Source organism: Streptomyces sp. NPDC127190 (genome assembly GCF_042672505.1).
GTDB lineage: Bacteria > Actinomycetota > Actinomycetes > Streptomycetales > Streptomycetaceae > Streptomyces.
The window spans coordinates 169,684-190,643 of record NZ_JBHXVE010000018.1 but is presented as its reverse complement, the minus strand read 5'-3'; the positions used below and the strand labels follow the sequence as shown (position 1 = coordinate 190,643).

General features: G+C 69.7%; 19 protein-coding genes. 5 read left to right on the top strand and 14 right to left on the bottom strand.

Going from position 1 to position 20,960, the window contains the following annotated elements:
- Nucleotides 1-16 precede the first annotated feature (16 nt).
- From ACFVIU_RS26240 to ACFVIU_RS26225, 4 genes are all read right to left on the bottom strand, one after another.
- The gene (locus tag ACFVIU_RS26240) at nucleotides 17-1,483 is read right to left on the bottom strand and encodes an NUDIX domain-containing protein (protein WP_385845453.1); all 1,467 of its coding nucleotides are present in this window, start codon (nucleotides 1,481-1,483) and stop codon (nucleotides 17-19) included.
- 454 nt (nucleotides 1,484-1,937) lie between these two features.
- Nucleotides 1,938-2,588: a response regulator gene (locus ACFVIU_RS26235; RefSeq protein ID WP_385845451.1), complete on the bottom strand. Its 651-nt coding sequence runs from the start codon at nucleotides 2,586-2,588 to the stop codon at nucleotides 1,938-1,940.
- A complete protein-coding gene (locus ACFVIU_RS26230) occupies nucleotides 2,576-3,820 on the bottom strand; it encodes a histidine kinase (RefSeq protein ID WP_385845449.1) in 1,245 nt (414 codons plus the stop codon). Before ACFVIU_RS26230 ends, ACFVIU_RS26235 begins: the two co-directional genes overlap by 13 nt.
- A 9-nt stretch (nucleotides 3,821-3,829) precedes the next feature.
- On the bottom strand, nucleotides 3,830-5,083 hold the full coding sequence (locus tag ACFVIU_RS26225; protein WP_385845448.1) for an alpha/beta hydrolase family protein: 1,254 nt from the start codon (nucleotides 5,081-5,083) through the stop codon (nucleotides 3,830-3,832).
- 260 nt (nucleotides 5,084-5,343) lie between these two features.
- Here ACFVIU_RS26225 and ACFVIU_RS26220 point away from each other — a divergent pair, with 260 nt between their 5' ends.
- The 4 genes from ACFVIU_RS26220 (at nucleotide 5,344) to ACFVIU_RS26205 (ending at nucleotide 7,679) form a co-directional block, all read left to right on the top strand.
- Nucleotides 5,344-5,529, top strand: a complete 186-nt coding sequence (locus ACFVIU_RS26220) for a CsbD family protein (protein WP_385845446.1) — start codon at nucleotides 5,344-5,346, stop codon at nucleotides 5,527-5,529.
- A 151-nt stretch (nucleotides 5,530-5,680) separates the two neighbouring features.
- Nucleotides 5,681-6,610: a YihY/virulence factor BrkB family protein gene (locus ACFVIU_RS26215; protein WP_385845444.1), complete on the top strand. Its 930-nt coding sequence runs from the start codon at nucleotides 5,681-5,683 to the stop codon at nucleotides 6,608-6,610.
- Between the two features lie 224 nt (nucleotides 6,611-6,834).
- A complete protein-coding gene (locus ACFVIU_RS26210; protein ID WP_385845443.1) occupies nucleotides 6,835-7,251 on the top strand; it encodes a polyketide cyclase in 417 nt (138 codons plus the stop codon).
- Entirely contained in the window at nucleotides 7,251-7,679 is a 429-nt protein-coding gene (locus ACFVIU_RS26205; RefSeq protein WP_385845441.1) for a MarR family winged helix-turn-helix transcriptional regulator, read from the top strand. Before ACFVIU_RS26210 ends, ACFVIU_RS26205 begins: the two co-directional genes overlap by 1 nt.
- Before the next feature lie 435 nt (nucleotides 7,680-8,114).
- On the opposite strand, the gene glgX is transcribed toward ACFVIU_RS26205, so the two are convergent.
- The 10 genes from glgX to ACFVIU_RS26155 form a co-directional block, all read right to left on the bottom strand.
- The gene (gene glgX, locus ACFVIU_RS26200; RefSeq protein WP_385845439.1) at nucleotides 8,115-10,208 is read right to left on the bottom strand and encodes a glycogen debranching protein GlgX; all 2,094 of its coding nucleotides are present in this window, start codon (nucleotides 10,206-10,208) and stop codon (nucleotides 8,115-8,117) included.
- Between the two features lie 328 nt (nucleotides 10,209-10,536).
- Nucleotides 10,537-11,319, bottom strand: a complete 783-nt coding sequence (locus tag ACFVIU_RS26195) for a phosphatase PAP2 family protein (RefSeq protein WP_385845438.1) — start codon at nucleotides 11,317-11,319, stop codon at nucleotides 10,537-10,539.
- Nucleotides 11,320-12,273 carry a YihY/virulence factor BrkB family protein gene (locus ACFVIU_RS26190; RefSeq protein WP_385845436.1) on the bottom strand — a complete coding sequence of 318 codons (954 nt, stop codon included), beginning with the start codon at nucleotides 12,271-12,273 and terminating at the stop codon, nucleotides 11,320-11,322. It lies immediately after the preceding gene.
- Nucleotides 12,274-14,028 carry a diacylglycerol kinase family protein gene (locus ACFVIU_RS26185; protein ID WP_385845435.1) on the bottom strand — a complete coding sequence of 585 codons (1,755 nt, stop codon included), beginning with the start codon at nucleotides 14,026-14,028 and terminating at the stop codon, nucleotides 12,274-12,276.
- Between the two features lie 271 nt (nucleotides 14,029-14,299).
- The gene (locus ACFVIU_RS26180) at nucleotides 14,300-15,844 is read right to left on the bottom strand and encodes an MFS transporter (protein ID WP_385845470.1); all 1,545 of its coding nucleotides are present in this window, start codon (nucleotides 15,842-15,844) and stop codon (nucleotides 14,300-14,302) included.
- Between the two features lie 385 nt (nucleotides 15,845-16,229).
- Nucleotides 16,230-16,475, bottom strand: a complete 246-nt coding sequence (locus ACFVIU_RS26175) for a DUF5133 domain-containing protein (RefSeq protein WP_385845433.1) — start codon at nucleotides 16,473-16,475, stop codon at nucleotides 16,230-16,232.
- Between the two features lie 195 nt (nucleotides 16,476-16,670).
- Nucleotides 16,671-17,354, bottom strand: coding sequence for a GNAT family N-acetyltransferase (locus tag ACFVIU_RS26170; RefSeq protein ID WP_385845432.1), 684 nt, complete (start codon nucleotides 17,352-17,354; stop codon nucleotides 16,671-16,673).
- A 592-nt stretch (nucleotides 17,355-17,946) separates the two neighbouring features.
- On the bottom strand, nucleotides 17,947-19,068 hold the full coding sequence (locus ACFVIU_RS26165) for an epoxide hydrolase family protein (protein ID WP_385845430.1): 1,122 nt from the start codon (nucleotides 19,066-19,068) through the stop codon (nucleotides 17,947-17,949).
- 52 nt (nucleotides 19,069-19,120) lie between these two features.
- On the bottom strand, nucleotides 19,121-19,306 hold the full coding sequence (locus ACFVIU_RS26160) for a hypothetical protein (RefSeq protein ID WP_385845429.1): 186 nt from the start codon (nucleotides 19,304-19,306) through the stop codon (nucleotides 19,121-19,123).
- Complete coding sequence (locus ACFVIU_RS26155; RefSeq protein WP_385845427.1) at nucleotides 19,303-20,127, bottom strand: MFS transporter; 825 nt, start codon at nucleotides 20,125-20,127, stop codon at nucleotides 19,303-19,305. Before ACFVIU_RS26155 ends, ACFVIU_RS26160 begins: the two co-directional genes overlap by 4 nt.
- Nucleotides 20,128-20,293: 166 nt before the next feature.
- Here ACFVIU_RS26155 and ACFVIU_RS26150 point away from each other — a divergent pair, with 166 nt between their 5' ends.
- The gene (locus tag ACFVIU_RS26150; protein WP_385845426.1) at nucleotides 20,294-20,878 is read left to right on the top strand and encodes a CGNR zinc finger domain-containing protein; all 585 of its coding nucleotides are present in this window, start codon (nucleotides 20,294-20,296) and stop codon (nucleotides 20,876-20,878) included.
- The last annotated feature ends 82 nt before the right edge of the window (nucleotides 20,879-20,960 follow it).

Sequence of the window (20,960 nt, the reverse complement as noted above, 5' to 3'; positions counted from 1 at the left end):
GGTGTGCGCACGCCGTTCACCAGCCCATCTGGGAGTAGACGCGGCCTTCGGCGATGCCGGCCAGGGCCGTCCGGGTGTAGGAGACGAGCCGCTCCGGCAGCTCGTGCGGCGGCCACCACCGCCAGGCCAGGCACTTGTCGGTCTCCAGGACCCTCGGCTCCCCCTCCCAGTGGCGCGCGCGGAACACGAGGTGCATCAACGGCGGTCCGCCCGAGGTGTCGACGACGTGCACGAGGTGCGCGAGATCCACGTCCGCGGGGTCGATGACCAGCCCGGCCTCCTCCCGTGCCTCCCGCACCAGGCACGCGACCGCGGACTCCTGTTCGCACTTGCCGGCCAGGTAGTGCCATGTGTTCCCCGCGAAACCCGAGTCGGGGTGGCGCAGACCCAGGAGCACCCGCCCGGCGTCGTCCTCCAGGTGGAGGTGGACGCCGATGCCGTTGAGTACGGGCCGGCCGCCCGCGTCCCCCAGCACAGGGGCGGCGCCGGGCGTGCCGCTCGGAGGGTTCTCGGCCGCGTGCCGGTGGATGAGGTCGCGCGTCCCGGGGCTCAGGCGGAGCCGGTCCAGTGCGTCGGTGGTGAACCACCGCAGCAGCACGCCCTCGTGCAGTCGGAGGCGATCAGGGTTGCCGCGCCACCGGCCCGTGAACACCTGGATCGGGACGCTGAGCCCGTCGACACTGGTCGCCGTCTCCACGGCGTACGGCTCCAGCTCCTCCAGGCGGAGGTCGGGGACCTCCTCGGACAGCTCCCGCAGCAAGGTGCCCTCAATGCCGGGGTCGTCGTGCGTGCGGCCGCCGCCGAGCAGGTCGAACGCCCCCGGCTGCCAGATTCCAGGCTTGTGATCGCGCAGATGGAGGAGGTACCGGCCCTGCCCGTCGTGGATCAGTGCGGACGCATTGACCGGCTCCGGCCGACCGTCCAACTGGGCGCGCAGGAGCTTCGTGCGCAACGTGAGCGAGGTGACCTCCGGCATGGCGAGCCACCGTGAGCCGGACACCTCCTCGTTCTGGAGGGTGATCGCCGGCGGCTTGTCGGCGGCGAGGTAGAACACGTAGCGGAAGTCGTAGTGCCGGTGGGCCGGTTCGCCCTTCGAAGGGCTGGCGTCGATGTCGTGGACGTCGATGTCGACCGGTGAGCCGAGCGTCTGCCGGGTCAGGCACAAGGCCCCTGGTGCGATCCCTGCCTCCTCCGCCACCTCGCGCAGCGCCGCGGCGAGCAGCGTGCGGTCCTCGGGCTCGACGTGACCGCCAGGGGTGAGCATCAGGCCGCCGGTGGCCCGGTGCCGGATGTGCAGGACCCGGCACCGGCGGTCCACGACGACGGCACTGCACGTGATATGTCCGGGCAGTGTCGTGCGGGCGGTCACGTCGACGGGCCGGTCCAGGGCGGTGAGCAGCCCGGTCAGGGCATCACGCTCGTCAGGGTGGCGGCCAAGGTACGCCTCGACGGTCTTACGGATCGAGGAGGAGCTGGGAGGCACGAGTGTCGTCTCACCTTCGACGTAGGGGCCTGGGTTGTGGAGGACGCCTTGGCAGGGTCAGCTCGCCGTCTCGCGGTCAGCGTCCGGGATCCCGGCCGGGGCCGCCGCGGCGGCCTTCAGCGACGCCGCGGTCGTGTCGCTGCCCGGTTCGACGTACGTCAATGTGTTCCCTCCCGGAGATGTGGTGGTGGCGTCAGCGTGCTCAACGAGGCAGCCCTGGTTTCGAGCACGTGTTCTTTCGGACGGCTTTCGCGCAGTGGTATTCCGCGGGTGTGGGAAGGTGTGCAGTGCACCGACCCTTGCCATGCAAGAGAACGCGCGTGCAGGCGAGTTGGCCGAAACGCCGATGCTCGGTCCGGTTCCGGGGCTGAGGTTGAGGGCGAGGTGGGGCCTGTGACCGTGGCGAACGGCAGGGGGGCGGCCGGCCAGGAGCTGGTGATGACGGACGGGAAGGTCAGGCGCGGGACGCTCCGAGGAACCGCAGTACGGCCAGGACGCGGCGGTGGTCCGCCTCGACCACGGGCAGGTCAAGCTTGGCGAAGATGCTGTTGATGTGCTTCGCCACGGCGCTCTCGCTGACCACCAGCGCCTGCGCGATGCCGGCATTGGAGCGCCCCTCGGCCATCAGGCCGAGCACCTCCCGTTCGCGGGGGGTCAGCCGCGCGAGCGGGTCGCTGTCGCGCCGCAGCAGCAACTGGGCGACGACCTGCGGGTCCAGGGCCGTGCCCCCGTCCGCCACGCGCCGGACCGCCGCGACGAAGTCGGCGACATCGGCGACCCGCTGCTTGAGCAGGTAGCCCACACCGCTGGTGTTCGCAGACAGCAGGTCAGCCGCGTACCGCTCCTCCACGTACTGCGACAGCAGCACCACCGGCGTCCCCGGCCAGCGCCGACGGATCTCCATCGCCGCCCGCACCCCCTCGTCGGTGAAGCCGGGAGGCATCCGGACGTCGATCAGGGCAAGTTCGGGCCGGTGCTCCGCCACTGCCGCCAACAGCCCGTCCGCGTCGCCGACTTCCGCGGCGACCTGGAACCCGCCCATCTCCAGCACCCTGATCAGGCCGACCCGCAACAACACCGAATCCTCGGCGATCACCGCGCGCACGGCAGCTCCGCGGTGATGGTGGTGGGCCCCCCAACGGGGCTGCTGATGTGGAAGGTCCCGTCGAGGGAGCCGACCCGCTTGGCCAGCCCGGTCAGCCCCGCGCCGGCGGCGTCGGCACCGCCCAGCCCGTCGTCGGTGACGCGCACGCGCAGCACCTTGCCGACCTGACGGACTATCACTTCTGCACGCCTCGCGTCGGCGTGCTTCGTCGCATTGGTCAGCGCCTCAGAGATCACGAAGTACGCGACTGACTCCACGTTGGGTGCCACCCGCTCCTCCAGATTGACCCGCAGCCGCACCGGCAGGGGCGTGCGAGCGGCCAACCCGGACAAGGCCGCGTCCAGACCTCGGTCTTCGAGCACGGCCGGGTGCAGCCCCCGCACCAGGTCATTGAGTTCGGATATCGCCTCCTTCGCCTCCCGGTGTGCTCTCGCGATCTCCTCGCGGGCATCACTCGGCAGGTCCGGGCGGGTGGCAAGGGCCAGACCCAGGTTGACCGCGAGAGACACCAACCGCTGCTGGGTGCCGTCGTGCAGGTCGCGCTCGATCCGGCGGCGCTCCGCGTCGACAGCCTCGATCAAGTCGGTCCGGCTCACGGCCAGCTGATCGACCCGCGCCTGGAGCCGCTGCGCCCGGCTGGGCCCGAGCAGACCCAACGCCAGCCGCGCCTCGGCGCGGGACGCTGCCCGCGTGGTCCACGGCAGGGCGCACAGGATGAGGAGTCCAGCCGCTGTGTAAGCCGGCAGCTGGGTCAGGTTGCCGAACCAGTCCTGGCGGATTCCGGTGGGCAGCGCCCATGCCCAGGCGTAGGCGATGACGCTCGCCAGGCCCGCCGCTGCCACCGCGAGCACCAGCAGCTCGAGCAGCGCGAGCAGCGGGCCCAGCAGGAGGTGGTAGCCGATCGTGCGCCAGGGCCGCGTCGCCGCGAGCCACCGGGCGGTCGAGGCCCACGTCCATTGTTCCGGCGTGGTGGGGGTGAGCCGGGGGACGTCCACACCGATGAGCACCCGGTAGCGAGCCCGCTGAGCGGCCGTCAGCGCCGGGGTGCCGAGCAGGACCAGGGCGGCCGACAGGGAAACCGTAAGGAGCCAGTTTCCCGTCCTGGCGGTAGTCGTCGCCGCCCAGGACCACACGGGCACCAGCGCCAGATGCGGCAGCACGCCAGCGGCAAGAAAGCCGGTGTCCCGCTGCGCCCGGAGGACCGTGCGTCTCGGCCCAGTTGGAATCGTCATGGCACGACGCTAGGGCACCGCAGGAGGAGAAACTGTACGGTCGTTGGTGTAACTCCCCAGCTGGAAGAGTACTTCCGGATCGTTCGGCGAGGGGCCGTCCAGCAGCGGACTGTGGATCCCCTTCAGCGTCCGGTCGAAGAACGCCGTCACGTACTCACGTGTGATCACGATTCCACGTTCGGGGTCGAGGGGCGGCGCCGGGAACCCGGCCTGCTCCGCGAGCAGGGCCACGTCGGTGAAGCTGGGGTGGTTGGCGCCGGTGACCGCCAGCCACTTCTTGTAGCCGCCGAGGGCAGGCCAGGCCTGCCCCCAGTTGTCGCCACCGCCGGCCGAGTGGTAGGCGGCCGCACCCAGCATGAGGAACGGCCGGTTGAGCTGGCCGGGCATCGGGGCCGGGCTGAACGTGCCGTCCATGTTCACCCCGGCCCGTACCCGCGGGTCGGCGATCATCGTGGTGGCGGCCGCCGCTCCGCCGATGGAGTGTCCGGCCATGCCGATCTCGTGCTTGCCGATGAGGTGTGCCAGGGGCCACGCGGTATTGCCATGTGTCAACTGGTCGATCACGAAGGACACGTCCAGCGCGCGGCCGGCGGTGACCGTGTCCATGTTGAGGTTCGGGTCGTCGCAGATTGCGCACGGCGGCGTCTGGCCGTTCGCCAGCGTCTCGCCGCTGTCCTCGTGGGTGTGGCCGACGAGCGCGACGACGTAGCCGTGACTGGCCAGGTCGGTCGCGAGCGAGGTGAGCACCATGCGCGGGTCCCCGAACCCTGGTGAGAGGACCACCAGCGGGTACTTGCCCCTCTGCGGCCGCGCACCGTCGAAGGCGTGAGTGGTGACGCTGGAAAGGTTCTCTGGGGTGATGCCGGAGCTCGCCGGTATCTTCCCGCGCTGGATGTGTCCGGCCGCCTCGGCGAGGGTCATATAAGGGGCCGGTGTCCCGGTCCCGGGGACGGCCGGGTACACCATCGTGACGGTCAGTTGGCGGGGGCCGGATGACGGCACCCACGGGTCGGGACGGCTCGCGTCGGTGAGGTGGATGACGTCCTCGCCGGCGGCGTAGGGGCCGGTCGGCGCGGGGAGCGTGCCGTGGAAGGACCGCCGTGGCGCGGTTGCCGTAGCTGTGGCCGGTGCGGTGTCCAACGCGTGCGTCGCCAGCGGTGTGGCCGACGGTGTGGTCGTGGCGGCGAACCCGGCGCCGGTTCCGGTGACGAGGGCGGCGAGCGCCAGCACCGCGACGGCGCTGATACGGCGATTGCGTTTCATGGGATCGACGCTAGGGCTCCGCGGAAGGGCAGTGCCATGAAGCCTGTACCCGATCTCATGGTGAACTTAGTACCAGCTGTAGATCTTGATCTTGGCCTGTGAGCGGACAGCATCGGGCCGCGGCAGGGAGCGCCTCTGCCACCGGCGTGTCGTCGGTGGGGGCCGCATGGGTGGTCCGGGCGCGGAGCGGACATCACCTGAGGCGGCGGGGGTAGAGGGGCAGGGACCGCGACGAGCGCGGGCTGAGGAGGACGGTTTCGATGAGCACTGCGGACAAGGCCGGCAACGCCGGCGACAAGATCAAGGGCAAGGCGAAGGAAGCGGTCGGCAAGGCGGTCGGCAACGAGCGCCTGGAAGCGGAAGGCAAGGCCGACCAGGTCGAAGGCGACGTCAAACAGGCCGGCGAGAAGGCCAAGGATGCGGCGAAGGACCTCTTCAGGGACTGAGTCGCATTCCTGACGAAGGCGGGCCAGGGCCTCATCCGGCTGCGGCCCGCCTTCCGCGCGCAGCCCACGGTTCGACAGCGCGGTCGCGCGGCAGCGGACCGGCGCGGCGGCTGTGAGAGTGCCTGGTCATTCCTGTGGGAAGTAGGCCATCATGGATGATGCTGACGGTCGAAAGCAGGGGTGGTGGGCGGCACTGTGCCGCACACCGCTGGCCGTCTGGAACGACGACGTCACCGACTGGGCCGCCGCTCTGACCTACTACGCCGTCCTCGCGCTGTTCCCCGTCTTGCTGGTGATCCTCTCGGTTCTGGGACTGGCCATGCCCACGGCGACCCCCAAGGTGATCGACCGGGTGACGCAGGCCGTCCCGGCCACATCCCGCGGGCTGCTGCGCAGCGCTCTTGTGCAGATGGCCCAACAGTCGTCCGCCGCATGGGTACTGGTCTTCTTCGGTGCCGTGGGGGCGTTGTGGTCGGGATGCAGCTATCTGAGTGTCTTCCGCAGGGCCCTGCACGCGATCCACCACGTCGACGCGCACCGGCCGGTGTGGCGCACCGCTCCCCGCATCGTCGTCACCGCGATCGTACTGATCAGCCTGCTGCTGACCACGACTCTCGCGCTGTTGGTGAGCGGGACCCTGGCCAGGCGCCTGGGCCGGGCGTTCGACCTGGGCACCGTGCCTCAGACCGCGTGGGACGCGCTGCGCTGGCCCGTTTTGGCCGCGGTGGCGGTTGCCCTGGTCCTGGTGCTCTATCGGTCGGGTCCTGCTTCTTCGCGGCCGGTGCGGAAAATGGCGCCGGGTGGTGGTCTGGCGATCGTGCTTCTGCTGACCGTCTCCCTCGGCTTCACCCTCTATGCCTCGCACGTGAGCACCTACCACCGTCTGTACGGCTCACTGGCCGGCGTGGTGGTCTTCCTCGTCTGGCTGTGGCTGTCCAACCTGGCCCTCCTGATCGGCGCGCAGTTCAACGTGGAGCTGACGAAACGCACCCCGCATCGGTCGAAAGCGATCACTGCCTCGGCGTCGCCGACCCACAGCCTCCCGGCTGACCGTCTCCTTCAGGACGACCGCAACGCCTGAGCGGCTTGTCCCCAATGGCGGTGGTCCCCAGCGGTCCACCAGACATGGGCGCCGGTACGGCGAAGGGCCCAGGCAGCTGCCTGGGCCCTGGAGTGATCTGCGAAGGGGACCGGCTCTGGTCTGAGCTGCTGAGTTCACCACGGTCACTTCCGCCGTACACCATTGGACAGATAGTCTCTGCGCAGATAATCTACAGATAGATCATCTAGTCGAGGAGACCACCCATGTGGGAGTACGAGCACAGCATCGAGACCAGCGCCACCCCCGAGGCGATCTGGCGGCTCTGGGCCGACGTCGAGAACTGGGGCACCTGGAACGCCGAGATCGAGAAGATCGAGATGGATGGCCCGTTCGCGGCGGGCACGCAGATCACGATGACGCCGCCCGGGGACGACCCGGTACTGCTGCGCATCGCCGAGGCGGTCGAGGACGAACTCTTCGTCGACGAGGCGCGCTTCAACGGCCTGCTGCTGCGCACCATGCACCGGATCGACCGGATCGACCAGGACCGGATCCGCGTGGCGTACCGGATGGAGATCACCGGCACCGGTGCCGACGAGGTCGGCCCGCAGATCGGCCCGGGCATCACCGCCGACTGGCCCGAGACAATGGCCTCGCTGGCCGAGCTGGCGCTGCGCTGATGCCCCTCAGCCCCGGCGACAGCCCCGGATTCCTGCTGTGGCACGCCACCCTGCGCTGGCAGCGCGACATCGCCGCAGCTCTGGCCCCGTTCGATCTCACCCACGTGCAGTTCGTGCTGCTCTCCTGCACCTGGTGGCTCAACACCCAGGGCGAGCATCCCAACCAGCTGGCCCTCGCCCGCCAAGCCGGCACCGACGTCAAGATGACGTCCCAGGTACTACGCACCCTGGAAAACAAGGGACTCATCGAGCGTGAAGTCGACCCGGCCGACACCCGCGCCAAACGACTGCGCGTCACCGACACCGGCGCCGACCTGGCCCCACGCGCGATCGCCGCTGTTGAGAGCGCCGACGCGCGGTTCTTCCAATCGGTGCCCCTCGACGACGCGGTAGCCCTGCTCGGCCGTCTGGCCCATCCCGAAACCTGAAACGCCCTCACCGACCACCGCAGGCCACCGAACCCGAACCCACCGGTCGGTGGCATCTACAGGCCAGCCCCACTGCCCCAAAAGGAACGGCTAAAGAAGGCGGCCTATGGTCACAAGACGCCGCATCAGGCCCGGCAGCGGGCATCCCCGTGCTGGACCTGTACGCCCGCACCTTCGGCGGCGAACCCCCTGGGCGAGGACGAGTACGTCACCTCCAGCGGCGAAAGGACCTCCACCCAAGCCCGCTGCCGCTACCACCCGACCCTGGCCCCGGGCCAGGCCCGGGCGATGCGCGTCAACCACGAGTACGGCCGCAGCGGCGCGCTGGCCTACCAGGCCGCCTACGACGTCCACCGCGCGAAGGTCTTCGGCCGCTGCGAACCCAAGACCGGCCTCGGCCCCTTCATGAACCTGGCGGGTCCACGTGAGTCGAGATCAACCCTCCTGGTGAGCTCGGAGGACGAGCATGGACCGGCCCTCGACCTCTACCTCGCTGCCGCCCTTGATCAGTGGCCGGAACTCGGTGTACGGGATGGCGGTGTCCACCTCCACTGCCCACCACGGATCGAGTTCCTCGGGAACGGTGAAGCCGAGAGCCTGGCTGTGGGCGTTGAAGAGGAGGAGGAACGAGTCGTCCTCCACCCGCAGGCCCCGCAGGTCCGGTTCCGTGATGGCACTGCCGTTGAGATGGACCATCAGGGACCTGGCGAAGCCGGTGTCCCAGTCGGTGTCGGTCATCTCCCGCCCGGCAGGGGTGAACCAGGTGATGTCCTGCACCGCCTCGCCGGATGGCTGGGCCGCCCGTCCCCTGAAGAACCGTCGCCGACGGAAGACCGGGTGCTCGCGGCGCAGGGAGATCAGTTTGCGGGTGAAGTCGAGCAGCTCGCTGCCTTCGGTGACCTGTGCCCAGTCGATCCAGGTCAGTTCGTTGTCCTGGCAGTAGGCGTTGTTGTTGCCGCGCTGGGTGCGGCCGAGTTCGTCCCCGTGCAGCAGCATGGGGACGCCCTGGGAGAGCAGCAGGGTGGCGAGGAGGTTGCGCTGCTGGCGGGCGCGGAGGGCGAGAATGCCGCGATCGTGGGTGAGACCTTCCGCGCCGCAGTTCCACGAGCGGTTGTGGTCCTCGCCGTCGCGGTTGCCCTCGCCGTTGGCCTCGTTGTGCTTGCCGTTGTACGAGACGAGGTCGCGCAGGGTGAAGCCGTCGTGCGCGGTGACGAAGTTGACCGAGGCGTAGGGCCGGCGGCCGTCGTTCTGGTACAGGTCGGAGGAGCCGGTGAGACGGGAGGCGAATTCACCGAGCGTGCCGCCCTCGCCGCGCCAGAAGTCGCGTACGGTGTCGCGGTACTTGCCGTTCCACTCGGTCCACAGCGGTGGGAAGTTCCCGACCTGATAGCCGCCGTCGCCGACGTCCCAGGGCTCGGCGATGAGCTTCACCCGGGAGATGACCGGGTCCTGCTGGACGAGGTCGAAGAACGACGACAGCCGGTCCACCTCGTGGAACTGGCGGGCCAGGGTGGCGGCCAGGTCGAAGCGGAAGCCGTCGACGTGCATCTCGGTCACCCAGTAGCGAAGCGAATCCATGATCAGTTGCAGGGTGTGCGGGTGGTTCATCCGCAGGCTGTTGCCCGTACCGGTGGTGTCCCAGTAGAAGCGGGGATCCTCCGGGGACAGGCGGTAGTACGCCGCGTTGTCCAGTCCCCGCAGGGACAGAACGGGCCCGAGGTGGTTGCCCTCGGCCGTGTGGTTGTAGACGACGTCGAGGATGACTTCGATCCCCGCTTCGTGCAGGGCCTTGACCATCGAGCGGAACTCCTGCACCTGTTCGCCCCGCTGCCCGGACGAGCAGTAGGCGTTGTGCGGGGCGAAGAAGCCGATGGTGTTGTACCCCCAGTAGTTGGACAGTCCCCGCTCCACCAGTGCGTGGTCCTGGACGAACTGGTGGACCGGCATCAACTCCACCGCGGTGACACCCAGCTTGACGAAGTAGTCGAGCATGGCCGGGTGCGCCAGTGCGGCGTACGTGCCGCGCATCGCCTCCGGTATCGCCGGGTGCGTCCGCGTCATGCCCTTCACATGGGCCTCGTAGATGACGGTCTCGTGATACGGGGTGTGCGGTGGGTGGTCGTTGCCCCAGTCGAAGAAGGGGTTCACCACCACCGACTTCGGCGCGTACGGCGCCGAGTCGAGGTTGTTGCGTCGGCCGGGATCGTCGAAGTGGTAGGGGAACAGCGCCTCGTTCCACTCGACCCCGCCCTCGATCGCTCTGGCGTAAGGGTCCAGCAGCAGCTTGCTCGGGTTGCAGCGCTGACCCCACTCGGGCCGGTACGGGCCGTGGACGCGGAACCCGTAGCGCCGGCCCGGGCCGACGTCCGGCAAGTAGACGTGGTGGACGAAGCCGTCCACTTCCTTCAGCGCGATGCGCTCCTCGGTGCCGTCCTCGTCGAAGAGACACAGCTCCACGCGCTCCGCTACTTCGGAGAACACGGCGAAGTTCGTCCCGGCACCGTCGAAGGCCGCGCCCAAGGGCGACATCTGTCCCGGTCGCGGGCCTACCTCGATGCTTTCCTGCCAGATACGCACGTCACGCCCCTCCCCAACACGGATGGTGAGCAGCCCCGCCTCGTGCGTTCCCTTTTGCCCTCCTCCCCGGTAAGCATGCGCATGGCGCCCTGTACGGCCGAGGGTGATCAGAGCGGCTACGCGGGCAGCGAATGGCGCGGCACGAGGTACCCGGGCCTCGTCGGCGGTGCTGTGCGGGGCATCATCGGTGCTCTGGTCGCCGTACCGGCTGCCGTTGCCATCGGCCTCCTGCTGGACGAGTACGTCTTCCCCGCACCGACGCATCCGGACCGCCCGAGTCCTACCAGCGTGACCGACCCGGCTCAGGCGTGGCTTCTGTGAGTTCGGGTTCCAGGCCCTCGCTCACCGGGATGTGCCCCAGACCGGCCTCGATACGCCACGCTTCGAAGGCCCAGGTGGTGACGGCGACGACGGCCAGGCCGAGAAGCCAGCCGCCCAGCACGTCGCTGAACCAGTGCACACCGAGGGCGACTCTGGTGAAGCCGACGCCGAGCACGCTGAACACGGCGACGCCCCGGCAGGCAGTCCGCCAGACCTTCGGTACCAGGGGCAGGAGCACCAGGATGAAGATGGCGAAGGAGGTCGTGGCCGTCAGGGCGTGACCGGAGGGGAAGGAGTAGCCCGGGGCGTGCGCCACCGGGTCCCGCAGAGCCGGGCGGGCACGTTCCACCACCGCCTTGACCAGCACGCCGATCAGGCCGCCGGCCACGGCGGTCGCCGCCGCCCAGGCGGCCAGGCGCCACGCCCTGCGGTGCAGCAGCCAGGCGGTCAGGGCTGCGACGGCCAGGCGGAGAGTGACGGGGTCCCAGACCCGGTCGGACAGCAGGTGCAGGACGGCGGTCCAGGACGGGTGCCGGACGGCGATGTCGTGCAGGCGCTGTGCGGCGCCGATGTCGATGCGCCGCAAGGGTGTCCACTGCGCCTCGACCAGTACGAGGATCAACGCGAAGGGAACCGCGGCCGCAGCGGCGACGGCTGTGGAGGCCAGCAGCCGTGCGCCGAACCTACGGTCGGCCTGTCGGCGACGTTCACTGAGCTGCCGTAGGGCGGTCAGCGTGCCCATTCAGACTCCTGGATCTTCTTGGACGGGGCCGGGACGACGACCGCGTGCCGCTTCCAGCTGGGCGGCGAAGGACAGTCCGAGGAACAGGGCGATCGAGGTCAGGTAGGCCCACAGCAGCAGCGACATGAAGGCGCTCAGTGGGCCGTAGACGGTGTCGAAGGAGCCGCTGAGGTTGAGGTAGAGGCTCAGCAGCCAGGTCAGTGTCATCCACAGCACCAGGTACACGGCCGCACCGAAGGCGAGCCAGGTGTAGCCGGGCTGCCTGCGGCGTGGGGAGCGGCGGAAGACGGCGCTCGCGGAGATCAACGCCAGCAGCAGTCCGAACGGCCAGCGCAGGATGTCCCAGGCCTTCTGGGCGCTGCCGCCGAGGTGGTAGACCGTGACCGCCGCCGAGGCCAGGTCGTCACCGGCGACCAGGGCGACGAACCCGAGGCCGAGCGGAAGACCGGCGCTGACGGACATGACCAGACCGCGCAGGTACTTGTGGTGGAAGACGCGATCGCGTTCGTTGCCGTAGATCCGGTTGGCGCCACGTTCGATCTGGCCCATGGCGGTGGTGACGTTGACCAGGGAGAACGCGGCGCCGAACCAGAGGGCGACCTCTGCGCCGGCGGCCGACGTGCGGCGACTGCCGTCGAGCGCGCTGTCGACGACGCCGGCGCTGGGACCCTGTGCCATCCGGTGGATCGTCAGTTCGGCGAGCCTGCCGGCCTTCTCGGTGTGGAGAGTGGTGGACAGACCGACGAAGGCGATGACCAGGGGGATCACCGCGAGTACCGTCTGTAGGGCGAGAGCCCGGGCGTGAGTGAAGCCGTCGGCGTAGCGGAAGCGTAGGAAGGCATCGCGCAACAGCGACCAGCCGCCGTAACGGCGCAGTGCGGCCCAGGCCTCGTCGGCGGACAGTTCTTCTCCGCTCATGTCCCGTGTCTCCGGGACCTTGGTGGCGGTACCCATTCATTCCCCCCGCGCCGGCAGCAGCATGGTCAGGGCGCCCGGCCTGACCTCTGCGGTCAGGCGGCGGCCGCATGCGATGGGATCGCCGTCGAGTTCGCGGGGCTGAGCGTCGTCGAAGGTGATCTCGGCACGCCGGAAGGCGAAGAACTCCACGGATGCGCCGTCCGTGCGGCCGTTCTGAGCGGGAACCGAGGCCGCGGCTGACGGTGGTTCCACGGTTCTGCCTCGCACCAGCGTCCATACGGCGCGCATCCAGCCGCTCGCCCCTCGAGGGTCCAGGATCAGCAGGTTGAGCCGTCCGTCGTCGGGGCGGGCACCCGGCAGCAGCGTCATACCGCCCTGTACGGCGCTGATATTGCCGAGAAGCACCATACGAGCCGTACGGCGCAGGGCCGGCGCGTCGTCGAGGCGGATGCTCACCCCCATCCGAGGGGTGCGCAGCACGCGGAGAACCGCCACGGCGTAGGCGGGCCAGCCCAGCACGGATTTGGTGCGGGTGCTGTGATTGGCGCGCTCCAGCATCGCGGCGTCGAGGCCGGCCCCGCACATGGCGGCGAAGTGGGTGGCGGCCAGGCCGTCGCCCTCGATGCGGCCGAGGTCGACGCGGTGCGTCGTACCGCGCAGCGCGGCATCGAGGGCGTCGGCGGGGGACAGCGGCAGGCCGAGGTTGCGGGCGAGGAGGTTGCCGGTCCCGCAGGGCACCAGGACGACAGGGACCTCGCTGCCCGCCAGGGCGTCGGCAGCAGCCCGAAATGTGCCGTCGCCGCCGCAGACCACCACGAGCACCGCACCTCGGCGGACAGCGTCGGCCGTCTGGCCACCCCCTGGGTCGTCGGCGGAGGTCTCCATGAATACCGGTGCGTCATAGCCGTGTCGTTCCAGGACCCGGCTCAGGGCGTCACGGGCGGTCCGGTCGGTGACGGTGGGATTGAAGATCACGGCGGCGTGACCGGGCGGCCGCCCCGCGCGGTCGGAGACGGCGGGGAGCGGGGAGGCGGCGGGCGGAGCAGTGACGAGTCCGTCCGTGAGCAGGGCGCGTCCGACGATCAGCAGGGACAGGCCGCCGTTCACGAGCCCGCCCACGACATCGGTGGGGTGGTGCATGCCCCGGTACAGCCGGGCGAGGCCCACCGCGACGGGGATGAGGAACAGCAGGCCGGCCACGACTCTCCGCCAAGGACCGTGCAACCGGGACAGCACCAGCACCGCCAGGCCGCCATAGAGCGCCGTGGCCGCACCCGTGTGACCGGAGGTGTAACTGGAGGTGGGCAACGAACCGTCGAGACGGTGCACGTCCGGACGGTGACGGTCGACCGCCACCGTGATGACCAGGAAGACCAGCGACTGCAACGACACGGCGACAGCGAGGAAGGCTGTCTGCCGCCACATCGGCAGCCTGGGGATCAGGATCAGGCCCAGGCAGCTCAACAGAGTCACGGCGATCACCGTCGGGGTGTTGCCGGCCTTCGACGCGACCGAGGACAGCGCGGTGAAAGAGCCTGTGCGCATCCGTTCGAATGCCTCATTGACCTTGTCCTCGACCGTCAGAGGCCATAGACCGTGGGCGGGTCCGGTGATGAGCAGGCCGATGCCCACCATCAACGCCGCCTGACAGGCGGTCAGTCTGCCGATCCATGCAGCGGACCAGCCGATTCCGTGCGGCACTGCGGAGTGGCCGCTCCTGGCGACGCAGGGGTGGTGCTCAGGTCTTTCTCCGGGTAACTCGGCAGGTGTCCCCGATACAGCGGTCGGCATCCGTACCCCCTGATCAACATCTCGCGGAATCTTCCGCCGGAGGTCGTCCTCTGGCTCACCGCCGTATGCCCGCTCTGCTCGGAAGCAGGCAGGCGCGCTGAAGTTCGCGAAGGGGGACGGGCGTTGGCCGGCGCGGCGGCGCCTGGGGCGCCGAACGTGCCGGTGACTGCCACTCTCCACGACACCGTGCGGAACCAGATCTGACTCGAGATCGTTCAGATCGAGTCGATGCGCCCGCCCTGACGCCCTCACACCCCCACGACGTGCGCCATCAGGACGGCGACGAGTGCGTGGACGACGTCGGGCGTCCGCCGTTCCCCGGAAGCGGCGCAGCCGCCCGGTACAGCACCTTGGACACGCTGATCAGCTCGCGTTGCTCCTTGCCCGAACCGACCATGGGCCGCGACCCGTTGAGCGGCACCTGTGCGGTCTCCGGCAGAAACCGTACGGTGACCAGGCCGATCACACCGGCCAGTATGAGGTAGTAGGCGGGCATGAGGTCGTCCCCCGAGGCGCTGATCAGCGCTTCGGTCACCAGCGGCGTGGTACCGCCGAAAGCCGCGACCGCGATGTTGAAACCGATGCCCATCGCGGCATAGCGAACGGCCGTGGGGAACAGGGCCGGCAGCGTGGCCGCGCTCGGTGCGGCGAAGCAGGCCAACAACGAGGAGAGGATCAGTACGCCGAGGACCGGCAGCCAGATGCCGTGTGCCTTGACCAGCTGGAAGGACGGTACGGCGAGCACGATCATGGCAGCCGACGAGATCCCGTAGACGGGCCGCCGTCCGATCCGATCACTGAGCCGTCCGACGAAGGTGATCAGCAGAGCGATCCACACCATGCCGATCAGCACGAGGAGGTCGGCCGAGCCACTGGACCGGTGGAGGGTCTCCGTCTGGTACGTCGGCAAGAACCCGGTGACCATGTAGTTGGTGACGTTGTAGAGCAGCACCAGACCCATGCAGATGAGCAGTGGGCGCCAGTGCCGCGTGACGATGGTCCTGAACTCGCTGCCCGCGGACTGCTGGGCGACGGTCTTTTTGTGTCCGTCCAGTTGCTGCTGGAACGCCGGCGATTCTTCCAGCTTGAGCCGCATGTACAGGCCGATCACACCGAGCGGCCCGGCGATCAGGAACGGCAGACGCCATCCCCACGTGAGCATCTGGTGGTCGGTGAGCAGCAGATGCAGGGTGGTGACGAGCGCGGAGCCGAGTGCGTAGCCGACGAAGGTGCCGAAGTCGAGCCAGCTGGAGAGGAAGCCGCGGCGCCGGTCCGGTGAGTACTCGGCGACGAACGTGGTGGCCCCGCCGTATTCCCCACCGGTGGAGAATCCCTGCACCATTCGGGCCAGCAGGAGCAGGATCGGGGCGGCGATGCCGATCGTCGCGTAGCTGGGGATGAGACCGATGGCGAACGTGCCCACGGCCATCATGATCATGGTGGTGGCCAGCACCTTCTGCCGGCCGACGCGGTCGCCGAGTGGCCCGAAGACAAGCCCGCCGAGCGGGCGGACCACGAAGGCCGCCGCGAAGGTGGCGAACGACGAGATCACCTGGGCGCTGGGGGACGCGCCGGGGAAGAAGACCTTGCCGATGACCGCGGCCAGATAGCTGTAGACGCCGAAATCGAACCACTCCATGCAGTTGCCGAGCGCCGACGCGCCGACCGCGCGCCGCAGCAGTGCCGGCTCGACGACCTGCACGTCATCGACGCGGAAAGCCCGCTTGTTGCGTCGCAGTCTCTGCAAGAGCTCGTCGCGGACCTGCCGCGGCAACTCGACCGGCTTCTGCAACCTTGCCGGCCCGGCTTCGTCCATTGTGTCGGGTACGGTCTCGGCCACCTTGCCACCCTCTTCCACGACCACACGTTTTGCTGAAGCGATCTCTGGGGCGAATGTGAACACCCCGCACAGGATCTGCTGCCCGAGAAGATCGAAGTCACGCACGTGTCAACGGTGACCACGCATACCTCGGGCACCACCGCGACCCGGCCGCCCGTGAGGCCGCCTTCATTCCTCCGGGCGGCGACGACGGCAGCGGGATCCGCACGGTGTCGGCATAGCGGCGCTGGTTCAGCCGGCGAGATGTTTCAGCTCCTCGACTCCGTGGGCGCCGGTGAGTTCGGCCAAGTCCACGAAGCCGGTCTCATCCCGGCCGGAGCCCCTGTGCGCGTCGACGGCCGGGGCACACCCGGGGGTGGCGTCAGGCGGCCAAGACCTGGGGCGTTGTGGCGGTCGTAGAGCGGTTTCCTCGCAGCTGTTGCAGGAGGGCGTCGGCCGCCAAGAGCGCCTGGTCCACGGACCGGGTGCCGGTGATGACGCACAAGGTGTAGGAGGCATCTTCCAGTTCCCGGCTCATGGAGCCGGTGGGCTGCCGTTCATGGTTGAGGCGGGCTGCCGCGAAACGGGCCAATACCGCACGCAGTTCCTTCTCCGCCGGCAGCAACACTGCGACGCCCTCCCTCGTCAGGCAGGCCACTTCCAGGGCCCGCTATATCCGTGAGCGCTCACCCGACAGGTGGCACCCCCAGCCGAAATGGAGCACACCTCTCTCCGGTGACTCGTGTGCCCCCGCAGACGCACCGTAAGCATCGCCCGCCGCGACGTACCCTGCACAAGGACAGGGCGGCCGGCGTGGCCATTCCTACCGGTCGGAGGGCACCACTGGTCCCCGGGCGATCAGGACGTCGGCTTCGCGGCGCCAGCCGAGGGCGGAGTACAGGCGCTGGCCTTCCTCACTGGCGATGAGCAGACCGGTACGGGCGCCCTGGGCCTCGGCGGCTTCCGCCAGAGCGCTCATCATGGCGCGGCCCAGGCCTCGTCGCCGGTGCGCCGCGTCCGTCTCGATGCGATCGGCGATCGCGTCATCGCCGACCACGGCGATGGTGCCGCGCGCCGCCACCGCTCCGGAGGAGTCGTGGAGGGTCACGACCGTAACTGGTCCCTGCACGCGGACCTCGCGCTCGTACGGCGCGACGGGCGCGTGCTGCGGGTGCTCGGCCAGACCGGTCCTCATGAACCACTCCGACCGGTGCAGCAACTCCAGTCCGGCGGTGCCGACTGCGGCTTCGACGGCGCCCGGGCGCAGCGTGGGTACCGTGAGCCAGGTGGTCTTGCTCGCGGTGGCGACGGCTGCTGCCAGCCGTGCCAGGGACTCAGGGTTTTCGTCCGCGCGGAGTGCGAAGACCTCGGCCTCGCGGCCGGGTTGATCGCACTCGGACCGCAGGCCGTCCCCGGCGGGCCCGACCGGCTCGGCCTCGGGCAGGGAGCGGGCCACGGTCCAACCGTTCACCCAGCGTCGTATCAGCTCTGAGTCGATCTTCGTCATCCGGTGATTAGAGCATGACGGCAACAGGTGGACAGGCGAATAACCCTCCCCGGCCGGCCACCGCCGGGGGACGCCGCCCTCCCTTCCCATGTGCCCGAACCACAGGCTCCCAGCCCGACACAGGCGTCCTTCAGCCGACGACGAAGGCCGTGAGGACGAGCGACACCAGGGGGCAAGGGCGCCGGGGAACGTGCCATCGTGAACAGCGGGTAGTGCCCTCCAGTGAACTCGGCAGCCGGCGCTGGACGCGTTGCGACGGCAGGCGCCGGGCTGCGTCCCCTGTCGGCCGCACGCGATCCGCGGGCTCTTGGAGCAGCCCCATCCGTCAGGCTGTGTTTTCGGCGGCACTCGGAGCGGGTGTGCTTACAGTCAGGGGGTGGTTGGCGAGTTCTTCGCGGAGTGCGGGGACGAGGGTGAAGCGGGCGGTGTGGGGTACTTCGTCGCGCATCTCCCGCTCCGGGTGCGGCACGGGCTACCGGCCGGGGCTTCACGGTCATTCAGGGGAACGCGGTGCGCGGTCGTCGTTTTGCCGTTGAGCCGGGGGACGGACAGGAGCAGCTCCCGGGCGCGGGCTTCCCAGGGGGACGGACGGTCAGCGGAACAGACGGAAGAATCCGCGCACCTGCTTGACGAGCGACTCCGGCTGCTCCAGCGCGGCGAAGTGGCCGCCGTGCGGCAGCTCCTCGAACCAGCGCAGGTCGGTGAACCGCAGCTCGGCCTCCCGCCTCGACGGGCGGGTTATGTCGCGCGGGTAGACCGACAGTCCGGATGGCGCGGTCACCTTGTCCCGGAAGTTGGCGAAGCTCTCCCAGTACAGGCGCGCCGACGACGTGGCCGACGCGGTGAACCAATAGACCGAGATCGCGTCGAGGATCGTCTGCCGCGACAACGCGTCCTCGGGATGGCCGTCGTTGTCCGTCCACGCCCAGAACTTCTCGGCGATCCAGGCTGCCTGCCCGGCCGGGGAGTCGGTGAGGCCGTAGCCGAGCGTCTGCGGCCGGGTCGCCTGGATCGCCGAGTATCCCCGGCCGGTGCGCTGCATCTCCTTCTCGGCCTCGAGATTCGCCCGCTCCGCGGGCGTCGGGTCGTCGAACGTGCCCGCCGCCACGGATCCCAGGTTCAGGTGGACGCCGGCGACCCGCTCGGGCGCCACCTCGCCCAGCGCCGCGGACACCGCCGAACCCCAGTCACCGCCCTGCGCGCCGTACCGTTCGTAACCCAGCGAGACCATCAACGTGTCCCAGGCGCGCGCGATCCGAGTGATGCCCCATCCGGTGGTCGACGGCTTGTCACTCCAGCCGTACCCGGGCAACGACGGCGCGACCACGTGGAACGCGTCCGCCGGGTCACCGCCGTGCGCGCGGGGGTCGGTCAGCGGGCCGAGGACCTCCAGGAATTCGAGCACCGAACCCGGCCACCCGTGCGTGAGCACGAGCGGGAACGCGTCCGGCTCCGGCGAGCGGACGTGCAGGAAGTGGATGCCCAGCCCGTCGATGGTGTCGCGGTACTGCGGGAAAACGTTCAGCCGCTCGGCGAACCCGAAGTCGTAGTCCTCGGCCCAGCTGCGGCACAGCTCCTGTGCATACGCCAGCGGCAGCCCCTGTGACCAGTCGTCCACCGGCTCGCGCTCGGGCCACCGTGTCCGTCGCAGTCGTTCACGCAGTTCCGCGATCTCGGCTTCGGTGACCCTGACCTCGAATGGCTCGGCGGGCATGGCAAGGCTCCTTGCTGGTCGAGGCGTTGCCGGAACAGTTGCAGGTGGACTGTCAGCGCGGGCTCCCACGCGTCGTACCGGGTTCGGGGCGGCGGCCGGCGGTGGGGCGCCGGGTCAGGCTGAGGACGAGTCCGGACAGGGGGAGTGCCGCGAGCACGGCGAGGGCCACCGGCACCGGCACGATGCCGGACAGACCCGCGACAGCGGCTGGACCGATCCCGCCGCCCAGGGCGTTCATGAAGTTGAGCAGGCCCTGTGCGGTGTCGCGGTCGTCCGCGGCGACCAGATTAGTCCGGCCGCCAGGAAGCCGCGGGATGCGATCACCCGTCGGGGCACGAACCCGTCGGGCGTGCTGCGCACGCGCCACCACAGTCCCACGGCGGCGAGCACCCCGGCGGCGGCCACGACGAGCGTGACCGGAGCGGGCAGGCCGACCGAGTGTGCCTGCAGCAACGTGATCAAGGAGCCGGCGAGTACCGACAGTACGGCCGCGCCGACGACATCGAGTCGCCCGGTCGCGCCGTTTCGCTCGCCGCTACTGCTCCGCGCCGGCGCGCGCCTGCTCGGCAATGCGGCCGGCAGGAGGGGTAGGGCGAGGGCCGGGATCGCGAGCACGGCACGCCACCCGAGCCATGCGGTCACCGCTCCGCCCAACAGTGTCCCGCACCCCGACGCCCTCGCGCCGGCGGCCGCGATGATTCCCAGGGCGCGGATCCGTTGCCGCCCGGGAAGGGCGGTGGCCGCGGCAAAGACGGCGATCACGGTCGTGCCCGCCCCGGCGCCTCCGATCAGTCGGCCGACGATCACGACGGACAGTGTCGGCCCGGCTCCGGCGAGCGCGGAGCCCGCGGCGAGCGTCACCACCCCGGCGACGAGGACCTGGAAGGGGCTCCAGCGGACCATCAGCCGGCCCGCCACCGGCATCGCGAGCGCGGAGGTGAGGGACCAGGCGGCGAGAATCCATGCGGTGGCCCCGAACGGCACCGCGAGTGCGCGGCCGATGGCCGGCAGGGCCACCGACGGCGCTCCCAGTGCCACGTACATCGGCAGCACCAGCATCCCCAAAGTCAGCCCCAGCCGACGCCCGTCCGGGGCGTCGAATCGCTCCGGTGCAGGGGCCCCTCCGGACGGGATCGTCTGCGGCGGCGTCCCCTGCCGAGTATGCATGTGACATGCTAAAGCCCCTTTGCGTGTAACATTACGAGGCAGTGCGGAGACACGTCAAATGCGGGACGCGTATCACAGTCCATGGGCGGTCCAGACGGCCGTCGACCTGGCCAACACCTTGAGGCCGGTCAAGGGCGAGGACGCGCTCGAGACCGTGGAGCAGTTGCGGGACTTCCTCGACGCCCATCCCGCGGCCGAGCCGCTGAGTTCGGCAGCGAACCAAGGGACCGGTCCGCGGCATCTCACCCACTCCGACCTGGCGGAAGTCCGCGCGTTGCGCGAGACGGTGCGTCAGGTGCTCGAACGAGCCAACACGGACGCGGTCGAAGCTGCGGCTCTGATCAATGCTGGTCTGCGTCGCAGCCGCGCCACCCCGGTACTGCGCCACGAGGGCGACCGCTGGTGGACCGAGGTGACCTCCGACACCGACCACTGCGCGGCGCACCTTGCCGCAACTACGCTCAGCGCGCTTGCCTCTGTGATCGCCACACTCGGTCCCGATCGACTCGGCGTATGTGCGGGGCCGACCTGCCGGGCCACTTTCGTGGACCTCTCGCGCAACGGCTCGAAGCAGTACTGCACCCGAACCTGCGCACACCGGGCCAGCGTCGCGGCCTACCGGAGCCGGCGCAGCCCGCGTTGAGCGCCGGCACCTGACCCCGCCAAGCCGGCGCCGGGGTTTCGTCCGATCCCGCCTTCGGCGAACTTGTTCGTGCCTCCGAGGG